The sequence below is a fragment of the Acidiferrimicrobium sp. IK genome (genome assembly GCF_025499425.1).
Lineage (GTDB): Bacteria > Actinomycetota > Acidimicrobiia > Acidimicrobiales > Palsa-688 > Acidiferrimicrobium.
In genome coordinates this window covers 47342-71690 of record NZ_JAIMCB010000010.1, presented here as the reverse complement: position 1 = coordinate 71690, position 24349 = coordinate 47342, and the positions used below count along the sequence as shown (strand labels likewise).

Here is a 24349-nt window from a genome sequence, read left to right as displayed (position 1 = left end):
GCCCGCCCGGCCGCCGGCCGGCCGGCCTATCCCGCAGCGACCCGCCGGCGGAAGTCCGGCCGCAACGGCATGGCCGCCTGGCCGTCTTCGGTCTTGACCGCGAGGACCTGGTGCAGCTCGATGCGGCGCTGCTCGAACCCCAACCGGCTGCCGGTGAGGTACAGGCGCCACACCCGGGCCTTCCCTTCTCCGACCTCGGCCACCGCCTCGGTCCAGTGCGCATCCAGGTTGGCAGCCCACGCCGCGCAGGTCCGGGCGTAGTGCTCGCGGAGGTTCTCCTCGTGGCGCACTTCGAGACCGGCGTTTTGCAGGGCGCTGATGATGGTGCCGACGCCTTCCAGCTCGCCGTCGGGGAACACGTACCGGTTTATGAACCCCTTGGACCGCACCCCGTCACCGGTGACGTCGGGTCGGGTGATGCAGTGGTTGAGCAGCCGACCGCGGGCCTTCAGCTTCGACGCCAGGAACGAGGCGTAGGCGGGCAGGTTGGCCAGTCCGATGTGCTCGGTTAGCCCGATCGAGCTGATGGCGTCGAACTCGCTTTCGGTGACGCTGCGGTAGTCGGCGTGGCGGATCTCGGCGCGGTCTGAGAGGCCCTGGTCGGCGATCAGCTTCTGGCCCCACTCGGCTTGCTGGCGCGAGAGGGTTACGCCGAGCACGTTGACGCCGTACTCGGCGGCGGCATGGCGGACCATGGTCCCCCAGCCGCAGCCGACGTCGAGGAGCCGCTGGCCGGGTTGGAGGCCGAGCTTGCGGCACACCAGGTCGACCTTCTCGATCTGGGCTTCCTCGAGGGTGGCTTCCGAGGTCGGGTAGACCGCACAGGTGTACGCCATCGTCGGGCCGAGGATCCACTCGTAGAACGTGTTGGACACGTCGTAGTGGTGCGAGATCACCCGCGAGTCACGGTCGAGGCTGTGGCGCAGACCCCACCACAGTCCGGGGCGGACCTCTTCGGGCGGCGGTTGGACCGGGCGCAGGACTCCGACGCCGAAGCTGCGCAGGACCTCTAGGCGCTCCGCCCAGGTCAGGCCACCGACGGTGTCTCGGGCCAGAAGGACCATGGTGTCGTGCAGGTCGCCTTCCAGGTCGAGGTAGCCCGACACGTACGCCCGAGCCAGACCCAGCTCGCCTGGCGCGGTGACCATGTAATTGAGGGCCCGGCGGTCCCGGATGATGATCCGACCAACGGGGTCTGGGTGACCGGCGCTGCTGCCGTCACAGGCCGAGAAGGCCAGGGGGGTCGTACCACCCAGCACCTTTTCCAGAGCCGACGCGATGTTCAACGAAAGGTCCTCCTGTGAGACGGCGGCAACACCGATGACGACGACGGCAGCGAGCTAGACGGCAGGGAAGGCCGCAGCGAGCGAGCCGGTCGCGAGCAGGACGGCAGCACCCTCACCGCCCGGCCACGCACTTGGCGTACAAGTCGAGGAGCCGTCCGCCGGGGTCGTAGGCCTCTTTCAGCTTGCGGTATACCGGCCCGTTGTAGAGCCGCCAGAACCGCTCCTCGTCGTAGAACGCCGTGGAGTACAGCGACTTGCGCCCGCCCAACCGTTCGACCTCGTCCTCGACCCACCGGTTGTGATGCGCCGGGTCCATGCCGGGGGTCAGGGCCACGCTGGACCAGAACCCGACGTTCACATACAACTCGGAGGGGTCCATGGTGTAGAGGTCCCAGGTGGGCGGCTCCGGTGCGGGACCACCGCTCGAGGGCAGGGGCCGGCGGGCCCGCAGCGGGCACAGCCAGAACGGGAGGATCGGCACCTCGCGCTCGAACCCTTCGACGAACTCGGCCAGTCGCGACACCGGCACCTCGATGTCCTGGATGACGTTCTCCCGTTCGGGCAGACCCCGGCGGCGGTCGATGCGGGCCTTGACGTGGTAGCGGTCCTCGAGGGCCATGATCTTCCAGTACGTGTCCGAGCGGAGGCGGGACGGGCCGAGCAGCCGGCGGACCCACGGCCGCTGCACGCCGAAGGCCCGGGAGCACCAGAACCAGTCGGTGTCCCACCGCCACAGGTAGTCGCGGACCGTCAGCCAGTCCTCGGATCGGTGCTGGATCGACCGGTAGTAGATCTCGGTCCAGGTGTAATCGCTGACCTCGGGGGCGGTGTCGGCCCAGGAGCCGAGCACCAGGTAGCACTCGTCGGGCCCGAAGACCGCCCCGTCCACGAACGCCACCGTTTCCCCGTGGAACGCTCCGGATTCGCAGACCTCGGACAGGACCGGCACCAGGTCGCGGATCGACTCGAACCGTACGTGGCGGAGGTGGACGAACGGGCGCACCGGCTCCAGTTCGATCTTCACCCGCAGGGCGTACCCGAGCGTCCCGTATGAGTTGGGGAACCCGAAGAACAAGTCGGCGTGCTCCCCGTCCGGGGTGGCGGTCAGGATCCGCCCGTCGCCGGTGAGGATGTCCAGCTCGAGCATCGATTCGTGCGGCATGCCCGACCGCCACGACGAGCTCTCGATGCCGAGACCGGTGATCGCCCCTCCGAGGGTGATGGTCTTCAGCTGCGGCACCACGAGCGGCATCAGCCCGTGGCGAAGCGTCGCGTCGACCAGGTGCTCGTAGGTCGTCATGCCCTGCACGTCGGCGGTGCGGGCGTCGGGATCGACCTCGATCACTCCGTCGAAGGCGGCGACGTCCAGTCCGGGCCGGGTGGAGCGGGCCCGGGGTCGGAACAGGTTCGAGGTCCGCTTCGCCAGGCGGACCGGGTCGCCGGCGGGAATGGCTTCGTACTGGGCCTTGAGCGCCTCGACTCGATGCCGGTAGGCGACCCACGATGCGGGTGCGGAGGGGACCGTGGACGCCATCGGGAATCGAGGCTATCGGCTGGGAAAAGCACGCCGTGCCGGCGTCGTGGCTGCCGGCCTCGCTTCGAGTGGCTCGAGGCCGGCGGCGCCGCCAGACTCGGTGCATGCACATCGCTTTGAGGCCGTCCGCATGATCGACGTGGAGCGTCATGGTCGCGTCGCTCTGCTCCGTATGGACCACGGCAAGGTCAACGCCATGGACGTGGAGCTGCTCGTCGCTCTGGCTTCCGCGCTGGCCGATTTGGAGGCCGAGGACGTCGGCGCGGCGGTACTCACCGGCAACGCCAGGGTCTTCTCCGCCGGGGTGGATCTGCGCCGGTACGTCGAGGGCGGCCCGGAATACGTCGACGCGCTGTTGCCGGCGCTGTCGGACGCGTTCCTGGCGGTGGTACGGGCGCGCTTCCCCGTGGTCGCGGCCGTCAACGGCGCGGCGATCGCCGGCGGGGCGGTGCTGGCCGCGTCCTGCGACCGCCGGCTGCTGGCCACCGACGCTCGTATCGGGGCGTCGGAGCTGCTGGTGGGCGTGCCGTTCCCCGTCGCCGCGATCGAGATCCTCGCGGCGCGCTGCGGCCGGCGCACCGGAGAAGCAGTGTGGACCGGGCGGCTTTGGACCGACGATGCTGCGGTGGCCGCCGGCCTGGCCGACGAGGTGGTGGATGCCGGGTCGCTGGAAGCGGCGGCTCTCGACGCCGCCGGGGCGCTGGCTGCGATGCCGTCGGAGGTGACCGCGATGACCAAGGCCTACCTGTGGTCCTCGGTGCTGGAACGCGTCGCCGAGCGGCGGGCCATCGACGACGCAGTGAGGGAGCGGTGGGCGGCCACCGACACCCTTGAGCGGGTAGCCGCCTACCTGGAGACCACCACCCGCCGCTGACCAGACCTCGGCACAGGGCCGTGGTTCGCGCCAGCTTCTATACGGCGCGGGCGAAAGCGAGCTGGAAGTGGTCGCGGCGGTCCAGGATCGTGACCTCCACCGTGTACCCACCGGAGGCGTCGACGCCGTGGCATTCGAATCGCCTGCCGGGACGGAGGTCCCCGGGGATGGTGCAAGCCACTGTCCCCCCGTTGGTGCGGGCGCCGATGGCGGTCATCAGCCGGTCGGCAAAGCCGCTGTCCGCCGACGCTGGGAACCCGATTCCCGCCACGGTCAACCCGACCGCCAACACCACGGCATCGAGCACGATCAGCCAGCGAGGCGGGGCCGAAGGCGCAGGGACGCGGGGCTCGATCCCGGCTGTGGGGTTCAGTGCCCGATTCCTGCCGCCGTGGCGATCTCCGACACGACCGCGGGGGCGTCGGCGGCGGAGACGACCAGGCGCTCGAACGCGTTGCCGTTGAGGTCGACTTGCACCGCGGGTCCGGTCTTGCGCAGCGCCACGAAGTCGCGCCCGGCGCCGTGGCGTCGGGTGCCGAGCGCGCCGACGCCAGGGAACCCGGTGCCTGTCGACCTCCAACCTCGCAGCTCGGACCACGGGCGTTCGGCGACGGCCACTGCCCGCACCGCGCTGAGCGGGACGCGCACCTCGCCGTGGAAGGCCCAGAACTTCTCCCACCGTGAGAGCCGCACCACCAGGTCGTCGCCGTCGATCCCCAAGCCGGGCACGCCGCAGAGTGTAGGCCGGGGCCTGGAGTCGGGCATTACCGTTCCGGCGAACCCGCCGGCGCCAACCCGCCGGCGCCAGCCCGCCGGCGCCAGCCCGCCGGCGGCCCGCCCGTCAGTCGCCGGACCCACCCCTGAGGAGCTAACCGTGAACGACCCCATCCCGACTCCGCCGGAGACCCCGAGCCGGGGTGTCGCAGTGGTCACCGGGGCCTCCAGCGGCATCGGAGCCGCGACGGCCCGCCATCTGGTCGCGGCTGGCTTCGACGTTGTCCTCGGCGCCCGGCGCCTGGACCGCCTCGAGCAGGTCGCCGGGCCGCTCGGCGCCAAGGCTCGCGCGCTGCCCCTCGACGTCACCGACCAGGGGTCCGTGGACGCCTTCTGCGCCGAGGTCCCCGAGGTGCGGGTGCTGGTCAACAACGCCGGCGGCGCCAAGGGTCTCGACCCGCTCAGCGCTGCGGTGGAGGACGACTGGCGCTGGATGTACGAGACCAATGTGCTCGGCACGATGCGGGTGACCCGGGCGCTGCTGCCGGCCCTGCTGGCGTCGGGTAACGGGCTGGTGGTGGGCATCGGGTCGATCGCGGCCTTCGAGCCCTACCAAGGCGGTGCCGGTTACAACGCGGCCAAGCACGCCAGCCGGGCCGTCATGGACGTGCTCCGCCTCGAGATGATCGGCCAGCCGGTGCGGGTCACCCAGATCGACCCGGGCATGGTGCGCACCGACTTCTCCGAGGTCCGCTTCGGCGGCGACCGGGAGAGAGCCGACGCGGTCTACCGGGGCGTGACCCCGCTGAGCGCCGACGACATCGCGGAGATTGTCGCATTCGTGGCCACTCGTCCGGCGCACGTCGACATCGACAACGTGGTGGTGCGGCCCCGGGACCAGGCCCGCTCCTGGCTGGTCAACCGCAAGCCGGAAGGCGCCTGACCCGCTCGCCGGCCCGGGTGGCGCTGACCGGCCACAATTGGCGGATGACCTCGCAACAGCGGCGCGTGACAGTGGTCGAGCACCCGGTGGTGGCTCACCGGGTCGGGGCGTTGCGTGACGCCCGCACGCCGAGCGATGTCTTCCGCACGTTGGCCCGGGAGCTGTCGGTGTTCGTGGCCTACGAAGCCTTCAGGGGTCTCGAGACGGTCCCGATCGAGGTGATCACGCCGATCGGGGCGGCTAACGCCCGGTCGGTGACCGGCCACCTCCTGGTCGTGCCGATCCTCCGGGCCGGCCTCGGCATGGTCGAGGGGGTGCAGATGGTCGTCCCCCACACCGAGGTGGCCCACCTAGGCATGCGCCGCGACGAGACGACTCTCGACGCGGTCACCTACCTCGACGGCCTGCCCGACGACCTGTCGGGCAAGCGGGTCGCGGTGTGCGACCCGATGCTCGCCACCGGCGGGTCCTTGGCCCACGCCGTCGACCTGGTCGCCTCCCGCCGGCCGGCGCGGATCGACGCGCTGTGCCTCCTGGCGTCGGCTCCCGGACTGGCCCGCTTCCACGACGCCCACCCCGACGTCCCGGTCACCTGCGTGGCCGTCGACGACGAGCTCGACGAGCGCGGCTACATCGTCCCCGGCCTCGGTGACGCCGGTGACCGGCTGTTCGGGCCGCCGCCGTCGTGACCGCGCCCGGATTCGACGGCCAGTTGACCACCCCCGTCGGTGCGCAACTGGACCTCGAACCGACCCTCGGGTCTCGCCCCGGCGGGGCTCACCGCCTCCAATCCGCCGCTTGACGAGTTGGCCCGGTGGGATGTCTAGACCCTCGCGTACCACCGCTCGGCGTGAGTCAGGCGCCGCTGGAGCTGCTCGGCGGTGGCCTCGGTGATCCGGCGCACCCCCGCCAGGCGGTTGAGCTCGGCGTTGACCTTGGCGTGCGGCCACCCGGTCCGGTGGACGAGGGCGCGGGCCAGCTCGGCGTTGGCCTCCCGGAGTTTGGCCTTGTGCTCCCGGCGGGTCATCACCGTGCCGTCGGGCCCGACGAGGTCGCCGCCGGCGCCAGGCGACGTCGCGTGAAGCGTGGCCAGCGCCGGCAGGGCGACGAGCAGGCTGGGGTCGTCCTCTTCGACGTCGGTAGGGCCGTCGTCGGCGCCGTCTAGCGCCCCGTCGGATCCCGACTCGCCGTGCATCTCGTCGTGGCCGTGGGTGTCGGTGTCGGTCGCCACTGCGGAGATCACCGCGAACAGCGAGAGCTGGTCGTCCCCGGCCTCCCGGTTGGTGGCGGGTAGCTCGTCGAGTGCAGCGGGGTCTATCGGCGTCTCCTCCTTTTCCGATGGCGGCCGCAGGCTGTGGCGCCGGACCTCGGCGATCTGGAACGCCCGGGCCCGCAGGCGGGCGTCGTCGGGGATGTACAGGTAGCTGCGCTGGGCTGGCACGCCGCGCGTCCAGCGCACGAAGCGTCCTACCGCCTGGCGGAAGAACAGCTCGGTTGTGGTCGTGGTGGCGTACACCCCGACCCGGAGGCGGGGAATATCTACGCCCTCCGACACCATGCGCACCGCGACCAGCCACGGCTCATCGGACGCCGCGAAGCGGGCGATGCGAGCCGATGCCGACGGATCGTCGGAGGTGGCGATCACCGGGCGGACCGAATGCCGCCAGGCCAGCGCGTCGGCGATGCCCTTGGCGTGGTCCTGGTCGGTGGCGATGACCAGGCCGCCGGCATCGGGGTGGGTGCGGCGGATGTCGGTCAGGCGATCGTGGGCCGAGCGCAGCACCGTCGGCAGCCAGTCGCCCTCGAGTGACAAAGCGGTGCGCAGCCGCTGGTTGGCCCGAACCTGGTCGAGAGCGTCATCGAAGGTGGCCGACACCACCGCGCCGTCGGGGGCGCTCCACTCCATCTGCCCTCCGGTGCGCGGGAAGTACACCGGTCGCACGACGCGGCCGTCGGCCAGGGCTGCGCCGTAGCCGTACTCGAAGTCGGGGCGGGCCTCTTCGAGCGCGTAGGTGATGAAAGGGATGGCCAGGGTGTCAGAACGAAACGGTGTCCCAGAAAGCGACAGCCGCCGCCGGGACGGCCCGAAGGCGGTACGTATCGCATCACCCCAGGCCCGGTCGTCGCCAGCATGGTGGATCTCGTCGAAGATGACCATCGCGTCGGTGGCCAGCCCGGCGAGCACCCGGGCGCTGGTCGCCACCTGTTGATAGGTGGTCACGATGCCGTGCATGTCCGCGGGGAGGGCACCGTCTGCCGCCGCCCAGGTCGGCTCGAGATGGATGCCGAAGCTGGCCGCGGCCCGCGCCCACTGGACCTTCAGGTGGGCGGTGGGGGCGACCACGATGAGACGGCGGGGGCCGCCGGGGGTGGCCATCTCGCCCAGCGCCGCGGTCAACGCGAAGGTCGTCTTGCCGGCGCCGGGCGTCGCCACGGCCAGGAAGTCGGGTCGCCCGGAGCTGCGAAAGCGCTCCAGCGCAGCCTTCTGCCAGGGGCGGAGTCGGATCTGGCGGGTCATGGCGAGTCGGGGGGAGAGGCGGTCACGGGGAGGGCTGTTCAGTCTGACACGCCCCTAGCACGGCTGTGGCCGCACCGGTTATGGCCGGGTCGAGCCGGACCAAGCCGAGGCCCCGAGCCTGGCGGACCCCGCGACCCACAAGCCGACCCCAGGACGCCGAACCGACCCAGGAAGAAGCCCGGCCGTTGTGGCCAGGACTTCTGTCAGGCGGTGCCTACCGGCGGCACCTTGGCGGAGAGGGAGGGATTTGAACCCTCGGGCCCAGTTTCCCAAGCCAACTCATTAGCAGTGAGTCCGATTCGGCCGCTCTCGCACCTCTCCTCGGAAGGCCAAGGGTAGCCGACGGGGCCGGGCCTCGCAGGAGGCCCCGCCGAGAGGTGAAGTGCTGGTCAGGCGCCTATCGGGAGGAGCCGAGCGGTGCCGCGAGTCGGTCGGCTCGGTGGACCATGACGCACGCCGTATGGGAGTCGCCGCTCGACGAGAACCCGGCCACGACCACGCCGCCATCAGCGAGGGCGGCGACGGCGGTCGGGTATCCCAGCCCTGAGATCTTGAACACCGTCGCCGTCTCGCCGATGGCGCTTAGGTGGCGCAGGGACCCGTTGCCGAAGTCCGCCACCCAGATCGATCCGTCCGTTGCTGCCGCGACGCCGCCGGGCCAGCGCAGGCTGGCGGCGCGCCCGGCGCCGTCGCGGTCCCCGCCGACCGGTCCGCCGGCGAGCGTGGCGACAGTGCCGTCGGGCCACAGCCTCCGGATGGCGTTGTTGCCCGTGTCGGCGACGTAGCAGACGCCCTCAGCGTCGACATCGACGGACCCGGGTACACGGAACCGGGCGTGGGGCCCCAGGCCGTCGCCGAAGTCGTAGATCGACCCGGCCAGGGTGGTCACCTCTCCCTCTGGGGAGATTGCTCGTATCCGGTGGTTGCCGGTGTCCGCGACGTAACAGGTGCCGTCCGGCGCCACCGCCACGTCCATGGGAACGTGGAACATGGCCTCGCCGGCGGTCCCGTCCCGGTAGCCGCTCAACCCACCCGCGAGCACCCGCACCGACCGGTCGGGCCCGACCAGCGATATCCGGTGACGGCTGGGGTCGGCCACGACCAGCGAACCATCCGCTCGGAGGGCGATCCCGGCCGGCCCGAACAGGCGGCCCTGGTCGGACGCGGACTGGTCGGACGCAGATTGGTCGGACGCGGACTGGCCGGACGCCGGCGGCGGGCTGTAGCGCTCCGTGTCGCCGCCCGGGTCGACTCGCCAGATGGCCGAGGCTTGGGGGTCGCTGACGTAGATCGTGCGATCAGGGCCGACCGCGATACCGCCGGGGCGCCCTTCGAAGCTGAAGAGGGGGTGGCAGGCGATCACCGGTATCGGGATGTCCGGCTCCGGCTGAGTCCGCTCGCGCAGCGAGGCGATCTCAGGCTGCCTCCAGTGCAGATTGGTGAACAGTGCGACCATGCCGTCCTCCGTCCTTACGCTGCTTGGCTTCCCCAGGCGTGATGCTCGTCTCGCGCCTGGAGGGTGAGCAGGGCCAGCAGCTGTTGGGCGCGGGACTCGCAGTCGTGCTGCGGTCGTTGGCAGTGCCGCCCGGCGCTGACGGCCAGCTCAGATGCCAGCGCGCAGATGCGCTCCTGTCCCTTCCTCAAGATGCGAGCCTCACGGGGGGTCACCCGGCCCAACGCGACGGTTTCGACGAGTAGATGGCGACCGAACGCGTCGCTGAAGTGCTTCGCCGCCGACGCCATCCGCGACGGGTCGGCGTCGTAAGCAGCCGCGCAGACCTTCCGGGCGAGGGTTAGCAACGCCTCGTGGTCGAGCGGTCTCGCAGTCTCCAGCCAGTGCTGGTGCTGCCCGTACGAATAGGACTCCATTGCAACTCCTTCCCTCGTGCTCCCCCTGAACCAAATCGTGAGTTCTTGCCTGTGCTGGCGGCTCCGTCACCGCTGGTCGGTGCTATCAGCGCGGCCGGAAACCCAGAGCCGACGCAGCAGCCTCGTCCATCAGCGTCGGGTTCCACGGCGGGTCCCATACGACCCTGATGTCGACACCGACAGTCCCGTCGGTGGCGTCGATGATCGCCGCTCGGGCCTGCTCAGGGAGGCTCTCCGACACCGGGCATCCGGGGGTGGTGAGCGTCATCTCGACCACCACCTTGGAGTCCTCGATCCTCACGTCATAGACCAGCCCGAGCGCGACCACGTCGAGGCACAGCTCCGGATCGAACACGGTGGTCAGCGCCGCCCAGGAGGCGTCGACTGCCTCGACCTGCTCACTCGCCTGCCGGTCCTGGTCGGTAGCGGTCTGGACCGGGGTGCCTGCGGGAGGGCTCGGCGGGTTCACGCCGGCCGGCGGAACGTCACCCGCCAGTCACCTCCACCGATGTCTTCTGGCTCGTAGGTGAAGCCCTGTGAGGACAGGACCCCCTCGAGGGGGACTGGCTCGAATGGGGCTAGCACCACTAGGTCCTCACCAGCGGGGAGCGAGGCTACCGCCGACATGATCGTCTCGAACGGTTCCTCACCGGCGGCGATGAGGGGACGGGCATCAACTATGGCCATGTGCTGGGTCCCTTCGGTGACTGGGAGTTGAAGGCTCCCTGTTTGTCTTAGAGGGCTAGAACTACACGTTCGCCTTGCTACAGGAGCACCTTCAGTGTGTCCCCGTCCCGGTTGTAACTCTAGCGTTAGCTAGATATATTAGCACCATGACGGTTGACAACCAGACGGCGGCTCCGGCGGCGGGATCCTGGCGAGGACGCCCTCCCGGCATGCCCGGGGCGGTTCCGCCTCCGCAGGTGCCTCTCAGTTTCATGGCGGCGGCTTCGATGGGTCTGGTCGCCTGCGGCGCGGCATGGGTCTGGGCGGCTAACGCCGCAGCCAGCGATCCGACCGCCGATCGGGTGGTGGCAGCCGCCCACCTGGGGATGCTGGCCACGCTGTCGATGGGTGTGCTCGGAGCCCTCCACCAGTTCACGCCGGTCGTCACCGGCCGGCCGGTGCGCTCGGTGCGTCTGGCGTACGCCACGTTCGCCAGCTGGCTGGGTGCCGCATGGCTGCTCCCCCTGGGTTTCGCTACCGAGCATGAAGCGGTGGTGGAAGCCGGCGGGGGCCTGGCTGCGGTAGCGGTCCTGCTGCTGGTCACAAATCTTTCCGCCTCGCTCGCGGCGCGCGGCAAAGGGTCCCCCGTGGTCGGCTTGCGCTTCGCCCTGGGCGGTTTCGTGGCCACCGCCTGCTTCGGCGTGGTCTACGTTGCCGATCGGCGAGGCAACTGGTTCGATCTGTCGGGTCACGTCGTGCTGGCTCACGCCACGATCGGTCTGTTCGCCTGGCTCGGGCTGAGCTACGTGGCGGTGGCCGAAAAGCTGTGGCCGATGTTCTTCCTGGCTCACGTCCCCGGGCGGCGCCTGCCCGGACGGGTGGCAGTGTGGGCCACTCCGCTGGGGGTGGCACTGCTATCACCAGGCCTGTTGATAGGTCTGCCCCCGTTGGCGTATGCGGGCGTGGGGATCCTGGCCGTCGGGCTCGGCAGCCATCTCCTTTCGCTGTTCGCCCACACCCGTCACCGGCGCCGGGCCCCTGACTTGCACCTGCTGTTCGTAGTCACGTCCGCGCTGTGGTTGGTGACCGGGGCGGCCCTGGCGTTGGCCGCGAGCATCGTGATCGGCCACGACCACCACCGGGGAACCACTTTAGCTGCGGCCGCAGTCGCGGCGTTCGGTGGCTGGCTGCTCGAGACGCTTGTCGGCCACGCCCACAAGGTGGTGCCCTTCATCGCGTGGGCGTCGCTGAGGTCCCACGGCGTCGACAAGAACCCGGCGGGCAAGCCGCTCATGTTCTCCGATCTCTACGACCGCCGGTGGGCCGTGGTCACCTACGCGGCGGTCACCGCGGGGATCGCCTCCCTCTGCGGTGGTCTGGCCGCTGCCACGCCCGTGTTGACGGCGCTCGGAGGTGGGCTGTTCGTGGTCACCGGGTTGATCGTGGCCGCCAACTTGAGCACCGTCCCCTTGCACATGCTTTCCACCCGGGTCCCTCTCGGTGACCCCGTCACCGAGACCGCCGCGTACCAGGGGCTCTCCCGGTGACGATGACTCAAACTGAAGCGGACGCGCTGCGCCGGGCGATGAACCAGGTCGGGCGCCCGTCGACGAGCTAGATCATCCAGTTGCTGGGGGCGGCGGATCGTCGGCGGTGCCCGGCCTGGCGCCGGAGGGAACGTCACAGTCGCTTCGATGCCCTTCGCTCACCACCGCGCCGCATTCGGGGCAGACGAGGTGAGCCCAGCACGCACTGTCGCCGCCCTCTGACCCCGCCGCGCTGTCGGCAGCCCTCGATCGTTCGGCCATTTCTCTGGCCTCAGGCCGTGGCCCCGACCGAACGTTCACGGTGGAGCACGAGACGACACCCGGCCCGGTGGGGGTCCTTGGCCACCAACCGCTCGACGTCGAGACCGCCAAGCCCTTCGGCTAGGCCCTCGGACAGGCCCAGGTGCAGTTGACAGACGGTACCCGGATCGGCCTCGGCCACCTCTGCGAACGGGCACCGTCCGAGGACGAACTCAACTCGCCGCCCTTTCTCCACCCTGGTCGGCCGGAAGCCCCGGCGCTCCATCTCCGCTGCGAGAAGGTCGACTGGGTCGCCGGTGCCGGACAGTTCCGCGGCGCGCTGATGGCCGTCTTGGCGTCCCGCCTGGCGCGGGTCCTGCCTGCGACGCAAAGCATGGGCCAGCAAGGTGGCCAGCCACGGGTAGGCGCCGGCGGTGCCCCACCGTCCCGAGGCGTCGGGGTGGAGCCGATACAGAAGCCTGGGTCGACCGGGCCGAGCGCGATCTTCGACTTCCTCGATCACCAAGTCGGCGGCTTTGAGGACGGCGAGGTGCTGGCGGACCGCGTTGTGGTTCAACTGCACGTAGTCGGTGAGCTCCGCAACGCCCACCGGTTCAGGCGCGTCAGCGATGTAACGGAACAGGCGGTTCCGGGTCGGATCGCCCAGCGCCTTCGCCTCTTGCTGCAGTGAATCGTCCACCATGCCTGATCCTCCGGTGTCTGATCTTCTAGCCTACACCGGAAGAAACTCTCAGGGAGGACCCAGCCCGGACTGGGCTCAAGTTGCCAGCTACGGCCGGTGGTGATCCGCGGCCGCCGGCCTGGGGCTCACCGCCCGCCGAGCGTGGACCGTGTCGCCGTCGCGGCCGGATACAGCGATGAGCGCAACCCGCACGTCCGCTTGAGGACGAGGGACACTGGGCAGGCCCGGACGCTGACATACAGCCACTGGTTGATCCCGACGAAGGCCGTCAGCAGCAAGAACCACTTCGACACCGTGGCGGCCAGGACCGCTGAGAGCAGGGTGACCGAGCCAGCCATGGCAAATAGGACTCGCTCGAGGGGCCAACTCGATGAGGTGGCGCGGGGCGTGGTGGGGGTCATGGGGTCGGTTCTCCTTGTGGTTGAAGCAGTACGTCGAGTTGGGAGAGACGGCGGCGGAGGCTCCCGCACACCTGTTCGCAGAGGTCGAAGAGGTTCTCGTCGGCGATCGAGTAGTAGGAGCGGTTCCCGGACTTGGCCCGCCGGACCAGGCCCGAGTCCAGGAGCATCCCCAGGTGCTTGGACACGTTCTGCTGCGAAGCCCCGGTGCTGACCTGCAACTCGGCAACCGTGGCCGAACCGTCGCGGAGCGCGTCCAACAGCCGGATCCTGGTCGGCTCCCCCAGGACCCGGAAACGCTGCGCGATCAGATCCACCAGGGCGTCAGGGATCGGCGACGGGAGTGCCACGCCAACCACGGTAACACAACTAAACAACTGTGTAGTTGTAGCATTGTACCTGGGGGGGTATAGGATGAGCTGAGCTTCAGGGCGGCATCGGCCGGCCTGCGTCGGGTGTGATCCCTTTGGAGGTTGGTATGGAAGCGTTCGAAACCACCGTCGCGATGTCGATGCCCGACGCGGAGCGGGTGGTCCGTGAGGCGCTGTCGGAGGGCGGGTTTGGGGTCCTGACCGAGATCGACGTGGCGTCCACCCTGGCCGCGAAGCTGGGCGTCGAGCGCGCTCCGCTGAAGATCCTGGGAGCCTGCAACCCCGCCTTCGCCCATCGCTCGCTGGAGCTCGATGCCTCAGTGGCGCTCCTGCTGCCGTGCAACGTGGTGCTCGAGCAGAACGATCCTCAACACACAAGAGTGGCGATCGCCGACCCGAGGGCGCTGCTCGCCACCGTCGACAGCCCCAACGGCGCAGAGCTGCAGGCCTTGGCCTCCGAGGCGGCCGACACTTTGGAAGCCGTGCTGGCCCGGCTCCAGGGCTGAAGCCACAGCCTCGCCGCCAGCGCCCCGACTACCATCGACGGCGTGCCGGTGTTCGCGGTCAGGACCATGCAGGGGCCGGCGTGGGACGACAACCGTGGTATCCGCGACCAGGCGCTGTGGGCGGAGCACGCCAGGTTCGCCGACGGGCTGGTGGACGACGGTCGCATCCTGTTGGGCGGCCCGATCGAGGACCCCGACCCTCGAGTGGTCGCCCTGATGGCCATGCAGGCGCCCGACGCAGCCGGGGTGCAGGACACGTTCTCCGAAGATCCGTGGGTGCGCGCCGGGATCCTCGCTGTCAAAGACGTCCGCCCGTGGTCGATCTGGCTGCGCCCGACGATCGTGACCGGCCCGGGCGGGTAGGCCAGGAGCCACACCCCGGCCGGCAGAGCCCCCAGGCGCCGACCTGCCGCCCCGGGGATCGTTGGACGGTCCGGGGGCCGGTAGGCAACCGCCGGTAGGCAACCGCCGGTCGGCAACCGCCGGCGGGTCAGCGCACCCGCGAGGTCTTCCCGGCGCGGCGTTCCCGCCCGAAGCGAAGCCTGAGGTCGGCGTCGACGGTCGGCGCCGCCAGCGCCCGGGCCAGGCGCCCCAGCGCCGCGGAGACCTCGAGCATCACCTCTCGGGGGTCCGCGTCGATCGCCATCTCGACCACGACCACGGCGCGGGGCACCGGATGGATCGCCAGCAGCCGGACCCGGGCTGCGCTAACCCCGTGGCAGCTGGCCAGGTCGGCGCCGGCCGCTCGACCGACCGCCGAGGCCGGCACGCTGGTACGCCCCCGCTCCCCGTCCCCGAGGCGCAGCGTCCCGAGCCGAGCGCCGTCAGAGACCGGTCGCAGCTGGGCCCTCGCCCAACGCAGCCCGACGAGCAACAGCACCAGGCACACCGCCATGGCGATCGCAGCAGAGAGGTTCGCGGCCCCGAGGGCGTCAGCCGTCCCCCGGCGGTATATGGACCCGGGGGTCTCGGACCACTGGAGGGCGCCGTTGGCGAGCAGCAGCGTCGCGACGCCGGCGGCGGTCAGGATCACGCCGAGGCAACCGAGCACGATCCGGTTGACCCGGTCCGTCGAGGTCGAGTTGGCGCCCACCCGCCGACGGTCCTTCGCAGGGAGGGCGGCGGGGAGGTCCAAGGGTACGAGAAGCGTCGAGTCCTGGGGGGCGGCGGCCGCCGCGGCGACCCCCGCCGGCGGACCGCCCAAGGGTTCGCTCACCACGAAACCGTCGCAGCCGAGCTCGCGACGCCCTCGCCGGCCCAGCTCACGACGCCCTCGCCGGCCCGCTGATCGCGGCTCGCTGCTCGAGGGGGCGCTCGCCGGGCGTGGTGGGGAGACGGGTGGTCCGCACCCGGGCCGTCACCCGCAGCGGCACCACGAGGGGCCACTGCTCCAGCGCGGAGGTGGCCGCGCCGAGCACCGCCGCCTTGCCTGCCGCCGCCTCGATGCCCGGCTCCAGGCGGGCCTGGACCCGGACCCGGCGCCGCCCCACCCTGGCGGAGCTGCGGCTCACCTGCGCCAGCGCGGCGACGTCATAGGCGACCTTGCGGCCGAGACCCTTGCGCGACAGCCACGTGCCGGCGTGGGCACCGCTGCGCAGCAGGAGGCGCACTGGCTTGCGGGGGATCACCTGCACCAAGAGCAGGAGCGCCCCGCCGGCGGCCACGCCGCCCGCCACTACCGCCAGCGCGGTGTCGTTCCAGCGCAGGCTGGAAAGGGTCCGGGCCCAGTCCGAGCGCGGTACGACCAGCGACGGCTCGCCGAGCACGAGCAGCATCGTCTCGATCCCGGCGATGACCGCCGCCCCGGCAACGCCGAGGCCCAAGAGCAGGGCCACGGACCGGTCCAGGCGTCTCACGCCACGACGTCCCGCGGGCTGGGGGCCTCGACGGCGTCGGGGTCGGCCATGTCGAGAACCTCGACGTCGACTTGCCAGGGGCCAGCGTCGGGGTACTCCGACTGGAGGGCGTCCAGCACGGCGTCAATGGCGGACTTCGCGATCGGGGTCACCGGCCCCCAAGCCAGCTTTAGGTGAAGCGTGACCCTGCGGGCACCGTCACTGTTGCGGACCGTTATCCCTGGCACCCGGCCGTTGCTGCCGTAGGTGACCTTCGTGCCGAGGGGGCCGGAGTCGAGGTCGACCACCCCGGGGACGCGTCGGGCCGTGTCGGCGGCGGTGGCGGCGACGGCGGCCGCGGCGGGACGGGTCATCCGATCGTCTACTCGACCCGACCGGTGGCGCCGGGGCTTCCCGTGCCGTCGAAGGACAGGTCGGTGATGGCGATGTTGACCTCGACGACATCCAGGCCGGTCATGGCCTCGATGCGGTCGATGACGTTCTCGCGCACCGCCTCGGCGGTCTCGTGGATCGGGTACGGGTAGCGGACGGTCATCGACAGGTCGACTGCGGCCTGGCGTTCGCCGACTTCAACCCCGACTCCAGCGGTCCGGTGCTCGTCGCCTCGGATCCGCCCCACGACTCCAGAGATGGCCCCCGAGAGGATCCCGCCGAGCGTGTCGACGCCCTCGACCTCCTTCGCGGCGAGCGAGGCGATCTTGGCCACCACGGACTCGGCGATCGTGGTGCGCCCTTTGCCGCCTTCGCTGGCGACGATGTCGGTGCTTGTCGGGGCGGGCGCGGTGACGCTGCCATCCGCTGCGGGGTCGTCGAGACCGGGGCTGGTCGTGGCGTCGGGGAGGGTGCGGGCCATGGGGGCTCCTTGGGAAGGGAAGGTGGGGAAAATGGGCCGGACTCGTCAGTCGTCGTCGCGGCGACCGACGATCGCGCTCAAATCGACCATGCCGTGGGTGACGACGTAGCCGACAATGCCACCGACGGCCGCGAGCAGAGCGGTCACGAAGGCACCCGCGATGCCAGTGAACGCCCAAACCACGCCGATCACCAGTCCTATGAGCACGGAAAACCGGGCCGTTGTCATACTGCACGCTCCCACAACCGGGGACCTCGTAGGTCGAGGCCGACCGCCAGTACCCAGACCGCTACCCCTACGCGTGGTGCGCCAAGCGTCCGACCGTTCCTGGCTGGGCTTGCCCCCAGCCCGCCGGCGAGAGCGCGTAGGTTCTGTTGCGATGCCCAGGGGAACGCAGGTGGTCCGGCGGAGGGTCGCGGACCTTCAGCACGGCGATGACACCCTCGATTACGGACCGGTAACCCACAGGGAAGGCCGGAAGGTGTGGTTCGAGCAGCGGATCGTCACCTTCACCTCCGAGGAGGACGAGGTCTTGGTCCAGGCGTCGGGTGACTGAGCGGGTGTGGGCGGGCTACGCGAAGCTGTAGGTCGGTGTGCGGCGCAGGCCACCGCCGTCGGAGCGCACCGCGAGGTCCTGCACCAGCATCGCCAGAGGGCCACGGCGAGTCTGGAAGTAGAGACCAATGAACCGGCGGTGATCGGCGACGCGCTCGAGGAGCACCGGACCCTCCCGTAGGGCCCGCAACAGGCGGTCGAAGGTCGGGACGTGCGCGCAGCAGATGGCGAGGCTCGCCCCGTCGCTCAGGTACAGCTCCGAGTCGACGAGCAGCCGACCGCTGCCGCTGCGGGCACCGTTGAGGGCGCTCCCCTCGAGGCGCCGGGCGTGATCGAGGCGGGCGGCGCGCCGCTCCGCCATCCCCTGCTTCCAGATCCGTCCCAACCGCCACCGCATGCTCCAGCGGTCGACACGTCGCAGTCCTGGAAGGTCGTCAGCGCCCATGGCTCAGTTTTCCCGGATCTGGCCTCGAATTCCTACGTGCCATAGGTCACCAGTTGCCCGAAAAGGTCCCGAACCGGCCTCGGGCCGGGGGCGATGGGGTCCCTAGTAGAAGCTGTAGCGCATCGGCAGGTGCTTCACGCCGGATACGAACGCCGACTGCGACCACTCCGCCGGGCCCGCCGGCTCGATATCGGCCAGCTCCTGGGCCATCCGGCCGAGGAAGGTCCTCACCTCCCGGCGGGCGAACTGCGAACCGAGACAAAAGTGGGCGCCGCCGCCGAAGGCCGCCAGCCGATCGGCGTTGTGCCGCCGGACGTCGAAGGTGTCGGGGTCCTCGAAGACCGTCTCGTCCCGGTTGGCGCTGGGATACGACAGCAACGCGGCCCCGCCGGCGGGGATCGCAGTGCCGGCGATCTCGGTGTCGCGGGTGGCGTAGCGCATGAAGTGGCGCACCGGGGAGGTCCAACGGATGGTCTCCTCCGCGGCGTTGGCGGCCAGCGACGGATCGTCCCGGACGGCCCGAAGCTGCGACGGGTCCCTCAGCATTGCCTCGACCCCGCCGGAAAGCGCGAAGGAGGTGGTGTCGTGGCCGGCGGTGGCCACGATGATGTAGTACCAGAGGCGCTGGATGTCGCCCATCGGGCACCCGCCCGGCTGACCGTTGGCGATGACACTGGCGAGGTCCCCGGTCGGGCACTTCTGGCGGTCCTCGGTGATGGCGGCGAAGTAGCTCATGAACTTGAAGGCCGCGTTGACGAACACCTCGGCCGGTGTCGCTGCTTCGCCGATGAACTCGGGGTCGGCTGCCCCGAAGAGGCCCTGGGTCAGCTCGAGCATGAGCGGCTCGTCGGATTCCGGCACGCCGTAGATGTCCATGATCACCCGCAGGGTGAAGGGTTGGGCGATGTCCCGAGCGAAGTCGCACTCGCCGCCCAGGTCGCGCATCTTGGCCATGAACATGTCGGTCAGGGCGTCGATGCGCTCCTGACGGTGGCGGACCGCCGCCGGCTTGAACCAGTCGTTGGTCACCTGGCGGTCGTCCCGATGCTCGACGCCGTCGAGGTGCACCAGGCTCATCGGTTCGGGCACCCCGGCCCCGAGCATGCCGTCCCATTCGGCGTTGGCCATCAGCACCGACCGGGTCGTGTTGTGCCACGTGTCGTTGTCGCGCGACACGGCCATGACGTCTGCGTACCTGGTCAGGGCCCAGAACGGCTGGAAGCCGTCGATGGACACCGAGACGATGGGCGTCGAGCGCCGCGCCTCGCCGATGACCGCGTGCCACCGGTCCATGTCGGCCCACTCTTCGGGAAGCACGAACAGGCGCCCCGCCAGCTCTGCGGTGTCGGTGGTGGTCATGGCCGTCTCCCCTGTGTTATCGGCGTTCACCTACGCGGGAGGAATCGTACTCCCAGGCTCATAGCCACCCACAAGCCGCGAACGCCCGCACGGGCCCGGTGACATGATCGGACGGTGATCATCGGCTTGTGTGGGGGCGGTTTTGCGGAGGTCCGCCGAGCGCTGCAGGTGGCGTTGCCTGACGCCGTCTTTTTCGATATCCCCGGCGAGCTTCAGGATCAGACCGTCGACGTGCTCGCCCCGCTCGGCGGGATCATCGACGCGGCACTGATGGACGCGACCCGCCCCCGGATGATCCAACAGTTCGGCGTCGGCCTCCAAGGGGTGGACATCGCGGCGGCCCGGGAGCGGGGGATCCCGGTCGCGTTCTTGCCGGGGGGAGAGACCGGCAACGCGGTTGCGGTCTCGGAGATCGCCCTGCTGCACCTCCTCGCCCTGCTGCGCCGGTTCGACGACGCCCGCCGCGCCGTGGACCTCGCACAAGTCGGGCAACCGTACGGCCATACCCTCGCCACGCGGACGGTGACCGTGCTCGGCGCGGGTGCCATCGGAGCGGAGGTGACCCGTCGCCTCCTGGCGTTCGGCGCCACCCCGCTGGTCGTCTCGCGCCGGACTCTCGACGCCTACCCCTCCATGGCCGCCCTGATCGACGAGGCGCACTACGCGACCACTGACGGCTTGGTGGAATCCTTGACCCGCTCCGGCGCGTTGGTCGTCTGCTGCCCGCTGACCGAAGACACGCGGGGGCTGGTGGGGCGTCGGCAGCTCGACGCCCTCGGCCCCGAGGGGATCGTCGTCAACGTGGGGCGAGGCCCGGTGGTGGACTACGACTCCTTGCTCGAAGCGTTGCGCTCGGGGCGCCTAGCCGGAGCCGGGCTCGACGTGGCCTGGAGCGAACCGATCGACCCGGCCGACCCCCTCCTACGCATGAACGTGACGGTCACCCCTCACATCGGCGGGGTCACCCACGAGTCCTACGCGTCGATGGCGACCGCCTTCGCGGCGAACGTCCGGCGGATGGCCAGCGGTCAGCCGGTGCAGCACCGGGCCGCCTGAGGACCGAGCGCGTCCGCCGGGGCGGGCCGTTCGGCCTCCAGGTTGACCATGATCTGGGTCTCAGCGTCGGAGCCGGCGAGAGCAGCGGTAGGTGCGTGGTCCGCCGGGGCCTGCTCCACCCGTCGGGAACGCCGCCGCCGGTCGTCGATGACCCGCCGGTGGGCGATGGCCGACCAGCCACGCTCGGAAGTTGGCCTCGCCGCCTCGGAAACCGGGGAGCCCGTTGAACACCGCGCCGCCGCCAGCGGCGGCCAGGACGTTGTCGACCTGACCGGGCGAGAGGTGCCTCGGTTTCCTGTCCATAGTCTCCATCTCAGCATCAGTGGCGCGAGCGTCGGGCTGAATCGATTGTCATCACTCTGGCATCACCGTTTCGACGCCCCATCCCGGTCAGGTAGTTGGTACGCTCGAACTCGACCAAGTCGGGAGTTCGCACCAAGCGGGCTGAGAGGGCGGCTAGGGCCGTCGACCGAATGAACCTGTCCGGGTAATGCCGGCGTAGGGAGTAAGCGATGCGTGATTCCACCGCGGCCGCGAGCAGCACTGACAGCCGGAAGACCTATCTCGTCGGTTCCCGGCCGGACCTGCGGGTGCCGATGCGAGAGGTTTCGCTGTCCACGGGCGACGCCATGGTGCTCTACGACACCAGCGGTCCGTGGACCGAGCCCGGCTTCGACGGTGACGTGCGCCGGGGGCTGCCGCCGCTGCGCGACGGGTGGATCGCGGAGCGGGCCGACACCGACGCCTACGACGGGCGTCCCGCCCGCGCTGAGGACGATGGCCGCGTTCGGGCCGGCGGCGATGTGACCCAGGAGTTCAACCGGTCGGCCCGGCGGCCCCGTCGGGCGGTCGGGGGGCGTGCCGTGACTCAGCTGGCCTACGCCCGCGACGGGCGCATCACCCCGGAGATGGAGTTCGTGGCGCTGCGCGAGGGCGTCGAGCCGGCGACGGTTCGAGACGAGGTGGCCGCGGGCCGAGCTGTCATCCCGCTCAACATCAACCACCCTGAAGCCGAGCCGATGGTGATCGGTCGGCGCTTCCTGGTGAAGATAAACGCCAACATCGGGAACTCCGCGGTGACCTCCTCCATCGAGGAGGAGGTCGACAAGATGACGTGGGCCACTCGCTGGGGTGCCGACACCGTCATGGACCTGTCGACCGGCCGCAACATCCACACAACTCGCGAGTGGATCATCCGCAACAGTGCCGTCCCGGTGGGCACCGTGCCGATCTATCAGGCGTTGGAGAAGGTGCACGGCAAGGCCGAAGACCTCACCTGGGAGGCCTACCGTGACACCGTCATCGAGCAGTGCGAGCAGGGCGTCGACTACATGACCGTTCACGCCGGCGTCCTGCTGCGTTACGTGCCGCTTACCGCGCGGCGACGGACCGGGATCGTGAGTCGGGGCGGGTCCATCCTGGCCGCGTGGTGCTTGGCCCACCACGAGGAAAACTTTCTCTACACCCACTTCGCCGAGCTGTGCGACATCCTTCGCAGCTACGACGTCACGTTCTCGCTAGGGGACGGCCTGCGGCCTGGCTCCATCTCCGATGCCAACGACGAGGCGCAGCTCGCGGAGCTGCGCACCCTCGGCGAGCTCGGGCGGATCGCCCGGGACCGCGACGTACAGGTGATGATCGAAGGCCCGGGCCACGTACCGATGCACAAGATCAAGGAAAACATGGACCTTCAGCTCGAGCTGTGTGACGAGGCCCCGTTCTACACATTGGGTCCTCTCACTACCGACATCGCTCCAGGATACGACCACATCACATCGGCGATCGGGGCCGCAATGATCGGATGGCTCGGGACGGCGATGCTGTGTTACGTCACTCCCAAAGAGCACCTGGGGTTGCCTAACCGTGATGACGTGAAGACGGGTGTGATCACCTACAAGATCGCGGCCCACGCGGCCGACCTGGCCAAAGGACACCCCGGGGCGCAGGCATGGGACGACGCCCTCTCAGACGCCCGCTTCGACTTTCGCTGGACCGACCAGTTCAACCTGGCGCTTGATCCAGACACCGCCCGTTCCTTCCACGACGAGACCCTGCCGGCCGACGCCGCAAAGACCGCCCATTTCTGCTCGATGTGCGGGCCTCACTTCTGCTCGATGCGCATCAGTGGCGACGTCCGCCGCTACGCGGAGGAGCGCGGGCTCGGCGTCGACGACGCCTTGCAGGCCGGCCTCGCCGACAAGGCTGCAGAGTTCAAGGCCGAAGGGGGACGCATCTACCTGCCGGTGTCCGGCGACTGACCGCCGGCCAGCGCAGCGTTGCTCCCGCCGCCCGGTCTGGGGTATGACCTACCGTGTGCAAGGACGCGAGGCGGCGCAGACCGATGTGGCGGGTAAGCCTGCAGTGGTGCTTCTGAGCGGCGGTTTGGACTCGGCCACCGCGCTGGCCGTCGCCATCGACACAGGTTTCCGGCCTCACGCTTTGAGCTTCCGTTACGGGCAGCGCCACGAGGTCGAGTTGGCGGCCGCAGGCCGGGTCGCGCAGGCCCTCGGAGTGTCCGACCACGTCGTGGCTGACATCGACCTGCGGGTGTTCGGCGGCTCGGCGCTGACCAGTGACATCGCGGTCCCCCACCACGAGCGGGTCGAGGAGCTCGGCGCAGAGATCCCGGTGACCTACGTCCCGGCCCGAAACACCATCTTTTTGTCCTTCGCGCTGGCGTGGGCCGAGACGCTCGGCGCGGAAGACATCTTCATCGGGGTCAACGCCTTGGACTACAGCGGCTACCCCGATTGCCGACCGGAGTACATCGAGGCGTACGAACGGATGGCCAACCTGGCCACCAGGGCCGGCGTGGCCGGCGACCAACACCTGACGATCCACACCCCCCTGATAGATCTGACCAAGGCGCAGATCATCCAGCTGGGACGGTCGCTCGGCGTCGATTACGGCCTGACCCACAGCTGCTACGACCCTGATCCGGACGGCTCTGCGTGCGGGCAGTGCGACTCGTGCCTGTTGCGCCAGAAGGGGTTCGACGAGGCCGGCGTAGCCGACCCCGTCGTCGCGCGCCGCTGCTGATGGCCTACCGGGTGAAAGAGATCTTCTACACCTTGCAGGGAGAGGGGACCCACGCCGGGCGGCCGGCGGTTTTCTGCCGCTTCTCGGGATGCAACCTGTGGAGCGGCCAGGAGCGGCATCGTCTGGCCGCGGTGTGCAACTTCTGCGACACGGACTTCGTCGGCACCGACGGTCCGGGTGGCGGTCGTTTCGAGACCCCGGCCCTTCTCGCTGCCGCGGTGGCAGCCGCATGGCCCGCCGCCGACCACCCGGCCGCTCGACCCTACGTCGTGTGCACCGGCGGCGAACCGCTGTTGCAGCTGGACGAGCCGGCGGTCCAGGCGCTGCACGACACCGGGTTCGAAGTGGCAGTCGAGACCAACGGCACCCGGGTCGCGCCCGCCGGCTTGGACTGGATCTGCGTCAGCCCGAAAGCCGGAGCTCCGCTCCGGCTCCGCCGGGCAGACGAACTGAAACTCGTTTACCCCCAAGACGAGGCTCCTCCCGCCTCCTTTGAGACCTTCGACTGCCGGCACCTCCTCCTGCAACCGATGGACGGCCCAGCCCGCGACCGCAACACCGCGCTGGCCGTCGACTACTGCCTCGCCCACCCGCAGTGGACGCTGAGCCTTCAAACCCACAAGTACCTGGGCATCCCCTGATATGGAACTGTTCCGCACGATCACCTTCGAAGCCGCTCACCACCTCCCCAACGTCGCTGCCGGCCACAAGTGCCGTCGACTGCACGGCCACTCCTACCGGGTGGAGGTCCGAGTGGGCGGCGACGTCGACCCCTCGACGGGCATGGTGATGGACTTCGCCGACATCGCCCGAGCCTGCGAACCGGTACGGGATCGGCTCGACCACTACTACCTCAACGAGATCGACGGGCTGGACAACCCGACCAGCGAGAACCTCGCCCGCTGGATATGGGACCGCCTGGTGCCGTCCCTTCCTCTCGTCTCGATCGTCGTGCGAGAGACCTGCACCTCGGGAGCCGAGTACCGAGGTCCCGCACCGGCGGCATAGCCTTCGGAG

At 70.0% G+C, this 24349-nt stretch carries 31 protein-coding genes, 1 tRNA gene and 1 riboswitch; of the genes, 12 read left to right on the top strand and 20 right to left on the bottom strand.

Annotated elements, in window-relative coordinates; translation table 11 throughout:
- Window positions 1-26 precede the first annotated feature (26 nt).
- Entirely contained in the window at window positions 27-1286 is a 1260-nt protein-coding gene (locus K6U06_RS16770) for a class I SAM-dependent methyltransferase (RefSeq protein WP_262323108.1), read from the bottom strand.
- Window positions 1287-1398: 112 nt separating this feature from the next.
- Window positions 1399-2820, bottom strand: coding sequence for an FAD-binding oxidoreductase (locus tag K6U06_RS16765; protein WP_262323107.1), 1422 nt, complete (start codon window positions 2818-2820; stop codon window positions 1399-1401).
- Between the two features lie 130 nt (window positions 2821-2950).
- Between K6U06_RS16765 and K6U06_RS16760 the strand changes: the two genes are divergently transcribed.
- Window positions 2951-3694, top strand: coding sequence for an enoyl-CoA hydratase/isomerase family protein (locus tag K6U06_RS16760; protein WP_262323106.1), 744 nt, complete (start codon window positions 2951-2953; stop codon window positions 3692-3694).
- Between the two features lie 37 nt (window positions 3695-3731).
- On the opposite strand, the gene K6U06_RS16755 is transcribed toward K6U06_RS16760, so the two are convergent.
- Together K6U06_RS16755 and K6U06_RS16750 are read right to left on the bottom strand one after the other, a co-directional pair.
- Complete coding sequence (locus K6U06_RS16755; protein ID WP_262323105.1) at window positions 3732-4001, bottom strand: hypothetical protein; 270 nt, start codon at window positions 3999-4001, stop codon at window positions 3732-3734.
- A gap of 62 nt (window positions 4002-4063) precedes the next feature.
- Window positions 4064-4423, bottom strand: coding sequence for a hypothetical protein (locus K6U06_RS16750; protein WP_262323104.1), 360 nt, complete (start codon window positions 4421-4423; stop codon window positions 4064-4066).
- A gap of 145 nt (window positions 4424-4568) precedes the next feature.
- Here K6U06_RS16750 and K6U06_RS16745 point away from each other — a divergent pair, with 145 nt between their 5' ends.
- Together K6U06_RS16745 and upp are read left to right on the top strand one after the other, a co-directional pair.
- Window positions 4569-5351 (top strand): SDR family NAD(P)-dependent oxidoreductase, encoded by a 783-nt coding sequence (locus K6U06_RS16745; protein WP_262323103.1) that lies wholly within the window; start codon window positions 4569-4571, stop codon window positions 5349-5351.
- Window positions 5352-5395: 44 nt separating this feature from the next.
- Window positions 5396-6040, top strand: a complete 645-nt coding sequence (gene upp / locus K6U06_RS16740; RefSeq protein WP_262323102.1) for a uracil phosphoribosyltransferase — start codon at window positions 5396-5398, stop codon at window positions 6038-6040.
- Between the two features lie 134 nt (window positions 6041-6174).
- Here the strand turns inward: upp and K6U06_RS16735 are convergent, their stop codons facing one another.
- The 6 genes from K6U06_RS16735 to K6U06_RS16710 form a co-directional block, all read right to left on the bottom strand.
- Window positions 6175-7869, bottom strand: a complete 1695-nt coding sequence (locus K6U06_RS16735; protein WP_262323101.1) for a DEAD/DEAH box helicase — start codon at window positions 7867-7869, stop codon at window positions 6175-6177.
- Between the two features lie 229 nt (window positions 7870-8098).
- Window positions 8099-8190, bottom strand: a tRNA-Ser gene (locus K6U06_RS16730).
- A gap of 76 nt (window positions 8191-8266) precedes the next feature.
- Window positions 8267-9325, bottom strand: a complete 1059-nt coding sequence (locus K6U06_RS16725; protein ID WP_262323100.1) for a hypothetical protein — start codon at window positions 9323-9325, stop codon at window positions 8267-8269.
- Between the two features lie 14 nt (window positions 9326-9339).
- On the bottom strand, window positions 9340-9738 hold the full coding sequence (locus K6U06_RS16720) for a hypothetical protein (RefSeq protein WP_262323099.1): 399 nt from the start codon (window positions 9736-9738) through the stop codon (window positions 9340-9342).
- A gap of 85 nt (window positions 9739-9823) precedes the next feature.
- Entirely contained in the window at window positions 9824-10207 is a 384-nt protein-coding gene (locus K6U06_RS16715) for a metal-sulfur cluster assembly factor (protein ID WP_262323098.1), read from the bottom strand.
- On the bottom strand, window positions 10204-10425 hold the full coding sequence (locus tag K6U06_RS16710; RefSeq protein WP_262323097.1) for a DUF2249 domain-containing protein: 222 nt from the start codon (window positions 10423-10425) through the stop codon (window positions 10204-10206). Before K6U06_RS16710 ends, K6U06_RS16715 begins: the two co-directional genes overlap by 4 nt.
- Window positions 10426-10661: 236 nt before the next feature.
- On the opposite strand from K6U06_RS16710, the gene K6U06_RS16705 reads away from it, so the two are divergent.
- Complete coding sequence (locus K6U06_RS16705) at window positions 10662-11951, top strand: hypothetical protein (protein WP_262323096.1); 1290 nt, start codon at window positions 10662-10664, stop codon at window positions 11949-11951.
- Between the two features lie 271 nt (window positions 11952-12222).
- On the opposite strand, the gene K6U06_RS16700 is transcribed toward K6U06_RS16705, so the two are convergent.
- The 3 genes from K6U06_RS16700 to K6U06_RS16690 form a co-directional block, all read right to left on the bottom strand.
- A complete protein-coding gene (locus K6U06_RS16700; RefSeq protein WP_262323095.1) occupies window positions 12223-12894 on the bottom strand; it encodes a helix-turn-helix transcriptional regulator in 672 nt (223 codons plus the stop codon).
- A 125-nt stretch (window positions 12895-13019) separates the two neighbouring features.
- Window positions 13020-13295 carry a hypothetical protein gene (locus K6U06_RS16695; RefSeq protein ID WP_262323094.1) on the bottom strand — a complete coding sequence of 92 codons (276 nt, stop codon included), beginning with the start codon at window positions 13293-13295 and terminating at the stop codon, window positions 13020-13022.
- A complete protein-coding gene (locus tag K6U06_RS16690) occupies window positions 13292-13642 on the bottom strand; it encodes an ArsR/SmtB family transcription factor (RefSeq protein ID WP_262323093.1) in 351 nt (116 codons plus the stop codon). The genes K6U06_RS16695 and K6U06_RS16690 overlap by 4 nt, the downstream gene beginning before the upstream one ends.
- A 128-nt stretch (window positions 13643-13770) precedes the next feature.
- Here K6U06_RS16690 and K6U06_RS16685 point away from each other — a divergent pair, with 128 nt between their 5' ends.
- Window positions 13771-14169: a DUF302 domain-containing protein gene (locus K6U06_RS16685; RefSeq protein ID WP_262323092.1), complete on the top strand. Its 399-nt coding sequence runs from the start codon at window positions 13771-13773 to the stop codon at window positions 14167-14169.
- A gap of 42 nt (window positions 14170-14211) precedes the next feature.
- Window positions 14212-14532 (top strand): YciI family protein, encoded by a 321-nt coding sequence (locus K6U06_RS16680; protein WP_262323091.1) that lies wholly within the window; start codon window positions 14212-14214, stop codon window positions 14530-14532.
- Window positions 14533-14659: 127 nt separating this feature from the next.
- Here the strand turns inward: K6U06_RS16680 and K6U06_RS16675 are convergent, their stop codons facing one another.
- Genes K6U06_RS16675 through K6U06_RS16655 form a run of 5 tightly spaced genes read right to left on the bottom strand, consistent with a single transcriptional unit; the run spans window position 14660 to window position 17106 of the window.
- Window positions 14660-15385 carry a hypothetical protein gene (locus K6U06_RS16675; protein WP_262323090.1) on the bottom strand — a complete coding sequence of 242 codons (726 nt, stop codon included), beginning with the start codon at window positions 15383-15385 and terminating at the stop codon, window positions 14660-14662.
- A 46-nt stretch (window positions 15386-15431) separates the two neighbouring features.
- Window positions 15432-16004 (bottom strand): DUF6286 domain-containing protein, encoded by a 573-nt coding sequence (locus K6U06_RS16670; protein WP_262323089.1) that lies wholly within the window; start codon window positions 16002-16004, stop codon window positions 15432-15434.
- A 17-nt stretch (window positions 16005-16021) separates the two neighbouring features.
- Window positions 16022-16378: a hypothetical protein gene (locus tag K6U06_RS16665; protein ID WP_262323088.1), complete on the bottom strand. Its 357-nt coding sequence runs from the start codon at window positions 16376-16378 to the stop codon at window positions 16022-16024.
- Window positions 16379-16386: 8 nt separating this feature from the next.
- Complete coding sequence (locus K6U06_RS16660) at window positions 16387-16878, bottom strand: Asp23/Gls24 family envelope stress response protein (protein WP_262323087.1); 492 nt, start codon at window positions 16876-16878, stop codon at window positions 16387-16389.
- Window positions 16879-16923: 45 nt separating this feature from the next.
- On the bottom strand, window positions 16924-17106 hold the full coding sequence (locus K6U06_RS16655) for a hypothetical protein (protein WP_262323086.1): 183 nt from the start codon (window positions 17104-17106) through the stop codon (window positions 16924-16926).
- A gap of 151 nt (window positions 17107-17257) precedes the next feature.
- Between K6U06_RS16655 and K6U06_RS16650 the strand changes: the two genes are divergently transcribed.
- Window positions 17258-17434 (top strand): hypothetical protein, encoded by a 177-nt coding sequence (locus K6U06_RS16650; protein WP_262323085.1) that lies wholly within the window; start codon window positions 17258-17260, stop codon window positions 17432-17434.
- Window positions 17435-17449: 15 nt separating this feature from the next.
- Here the strand turns inward: K6U06_RS16650 and K6U06_RS16645 are convergent, their stop codons facing one another.
- Window positions 17450-17878: a hypothetical protein gene (locus K6U06_RS16645; RefSeq protein ID WP_262323084.1), complete on the bottom strand. Its 429-nt coding sequence runs from the start codon at window positions 17876-17878 to the stop codon at window positions 17450-17452.
- A 102-nt stretch (window positions 17879-17980) separates the two neighbouring features.
- The gene (locus K6U06_RS16640) at window positions 17981-19237 is read right to left on the bottom strand and encodes a cytochrome P450 (RefSeq protein ID WP_262323083.1); all 1257 of its coding nucleotides are present in this window, start codon (window positions 19235-19237) and stop codon (window positions 17981-17983) included.
- Between the two features lie 114 nt (window positions 19238-19351).
- Here K6U06_RS16640 and K6U06_RS16635 point away from each other — a divergent pair, with 114 nt between their 5' ends.
- The 5 genes from K6U06_RS16635 to queD all read left to right on the top strand — a co-directional run bounded on the left by K6U06_RS16635 (window position 19352) and on the right by queD (window position 24340).
- Entirely contained in the window at window positions 19352-20293 is a 942-nt protein-coding gene (locus tag K6U06_RS16635; protein WP_262323082.1) for an NAD(P)-dependent oxidoreductase, read from the top strand.
- Window positions 20294-20705: 412 nt separating this feature from the next.
- Window positions 20706-20815, top strand: a riboswitch (TPP riboswitch).
- A complete protein-coding gene (gene thiC, locus K6U06_RS16630) occupies window positions 20806-22551 on the top strand; it encodes a phosphomethylpyrimidine synthase ThiC (RefSeq protein WP_262323081.1) in 1746 nt (581 codons plus the stop codon). (Overlaps the previous riboswitch by 10 nt.)
- 43 nt (window positions 22552-22594) lie before the next feature.
- Window positions 22595-23332, top strand: coding sequence for a 7-cyano-7-deazaguanine synthase QueC (gene queC / locus K6U06_RS16625; RefSeq protein ID WP_262323080.1), 738 nt, complete (start codon window positions 22595-22597; stop codon window positions 23330-23332).
- The gene (gene queE / locus K6U06_RS16620) at window positions 23332-23973 is read left to right on the top strand and encodes a 7-carboxy-7-deazaguanine synthase (protein ID WP_262323079.1); all 642 of its coding nucleotides are present in this window, start codon (window positions 23332-23334) and stop codon (window positions 23971-23973) included. Before queC ends, queE begins: the two co-directional genes overlap by 1 nt.
- A gap of 1 nt (window position 23974) precedes the next feature.
- A complete protein-coding gene (gene queD / locus K6U06_RS16615) occupies window positions 23975-24340 on the top strand; it encodes a 6-carboxytetrahydropterin synthase QueD (RefSeq protein WP_262323078.1) in 366 nt (121 codons plus the stop codon).
- The last annotated feature ends 9 nt before the right edge of the window (window positions 24341-24349 follow it).

What these genes read in the sequence shown, in the direction of transcription:
- K6U06_RS16765 (WP_262323107.1), bottom strand. Translation starts at nt 2,820, where the DNA reads ATGGCGTCCACGGTCCCCTCCGCACCCGCATCGTGGGTCGCCTACCGG.
- K6U06_RS16760 (WP_262323106.1), top strand. Translation starts at nt 2,951, where the DNA reads ATGATCGACGTGGAGCGTCATGGTCGCGTCGCTCTGCTCCGTATGGAC.
- upp (WP_262323102.1), top strand. Translation starts at nt 5,396, where the DNA reads ATGACCTCGCAACAGCGGCGCGTGACAGTGGTCGAGCACCCGGTGGTG.
- K6U06_RS16735 (WP_262323101.1), bottom strand. Translation starts at nt 7,869, where the DNA reads ATGACCCGCCAGATCCGACTCCGCCCCTGGCAGAAGGCTGCGCTGGAG.
- K6U06_RS16725 (WP_262323100.1), bottom strand. Translation starts at nt 9,325, where the DNA reads ATGGTCGCACTGTTCACCAATCTGCACTGGAGGCAGCCTGAGATCGCC.
- K6U06_RS16720 (WP_262323099.1), bottom strand. Translation starts at nt 9,738, where the DNA reads ATGGAGTCCTATTCGTACGGGCAGCACCAGCACTGGCTGGAGACTGCG.
- K6U06_RS16710 (WP_262323097.1), bottom strand. Translation starts at nt 10,425, where the DNA reads ATGGCCATAGTTGATGCCCGTCCCCTCATCGCCGCCGGTGAGGAACCG.
- K6U06_RS16700 (WP_262323095.1), bottom strand. Translation starts at nt 12,894, where the DNA reads ATGGTGGACGATTCACTGCAGCAAGAGGCGAAGGCGCTGGGCGATCCG.
- K6U06_RS16695 (WP_262323094.1), bottom strand. Translation starts at nt 13,295, where the DNA reads ATGACCCCCACCACGCCCCGCGCCACCTCATCGAGTTGGCCCCTCGAG.
- K6U06_RS16685 (WP_262323092.1), top strand. Translation starts at nt 13,771, where the DNA reads ATGGAAGCGTTCGAAACCACCGTCGCGATGTCGATGCCCGACGCGGAG.
- K6U06_RS16665 (WP_262323088.1), bottom strand. Translation starts at nt 16,378, where the DNA reads ATGACCCGTCCCGCCGCGGCCGCCGTCGCCGCCACCGCCGCCGACACG.
- K6U06_RS16660 (WP_262323087.1), bottom strand. Translation starts at nt 16,878, where the DNA reads ATGGCCCGCACCCTCCCCGACGCCACGACCAGCCCCGGTCTCGACGAC.
- K6U06_RS16655 (WP_262323086.1), bottom strand. Translation starts at nt 17,106, where the DNA reads ATGACAACGGCCCGGTTTTCCGTGCTCATAGGACTGGTGATCGGCGTG.
- K6U06_RS16650 (WP_262323085.1), top strand. Translation starts at nt 17,258, where the DNA reads ATGCCCAGGGGAACGCAGGTGGTCCGGCGGAGGGTCGCGGACCTTCAG.
- K6U06_RS16645 (WP_262323084.1), bottom strand. Translation starts at nt 17,878, where the DNA reads ATGGGCGCTGACGACCTTCCAGGACTGCGACGTGTCGACCGCTGGAGC.
- K6U06_RS16640 (WP_262323083.1), bottom strand. Translation starts at nt 19,237, where the DNA reads ATGACCACCACCGACACCGCAGAGCTGGCGGGGCGCCTGTTCGTGCTT.
- thiC (WP_262323081.1), top strand. Translation starts at nt 20,806, where the DNA reads ATGCGTGATTCCACCGCGGCCGCGAGCAGCACTGACAGCCGGAAGACC.
- queC (WP_262323080.1), top strand. Translation starts at nt 22,595, where the DNA reads ATGACCTACCGTGTGCAAGGACGCGAGGCGGCGCAGACCGATGTGGCG.
- queE (WP_262323079.1), top strand. Translation starts at nt 23,332, where the DNA reads ATGGCCTACCGGGTGAAAGAGATCTTCTACACCTTGCAGGGAGAGGGG.
- queD (WP_262323078.1), top strand. Translation starts at nt 23,975, where the DNA reads ATGGAACTGTTCCGCACGATCACCTTCGAAGCCGCTCACCACCTCCCC.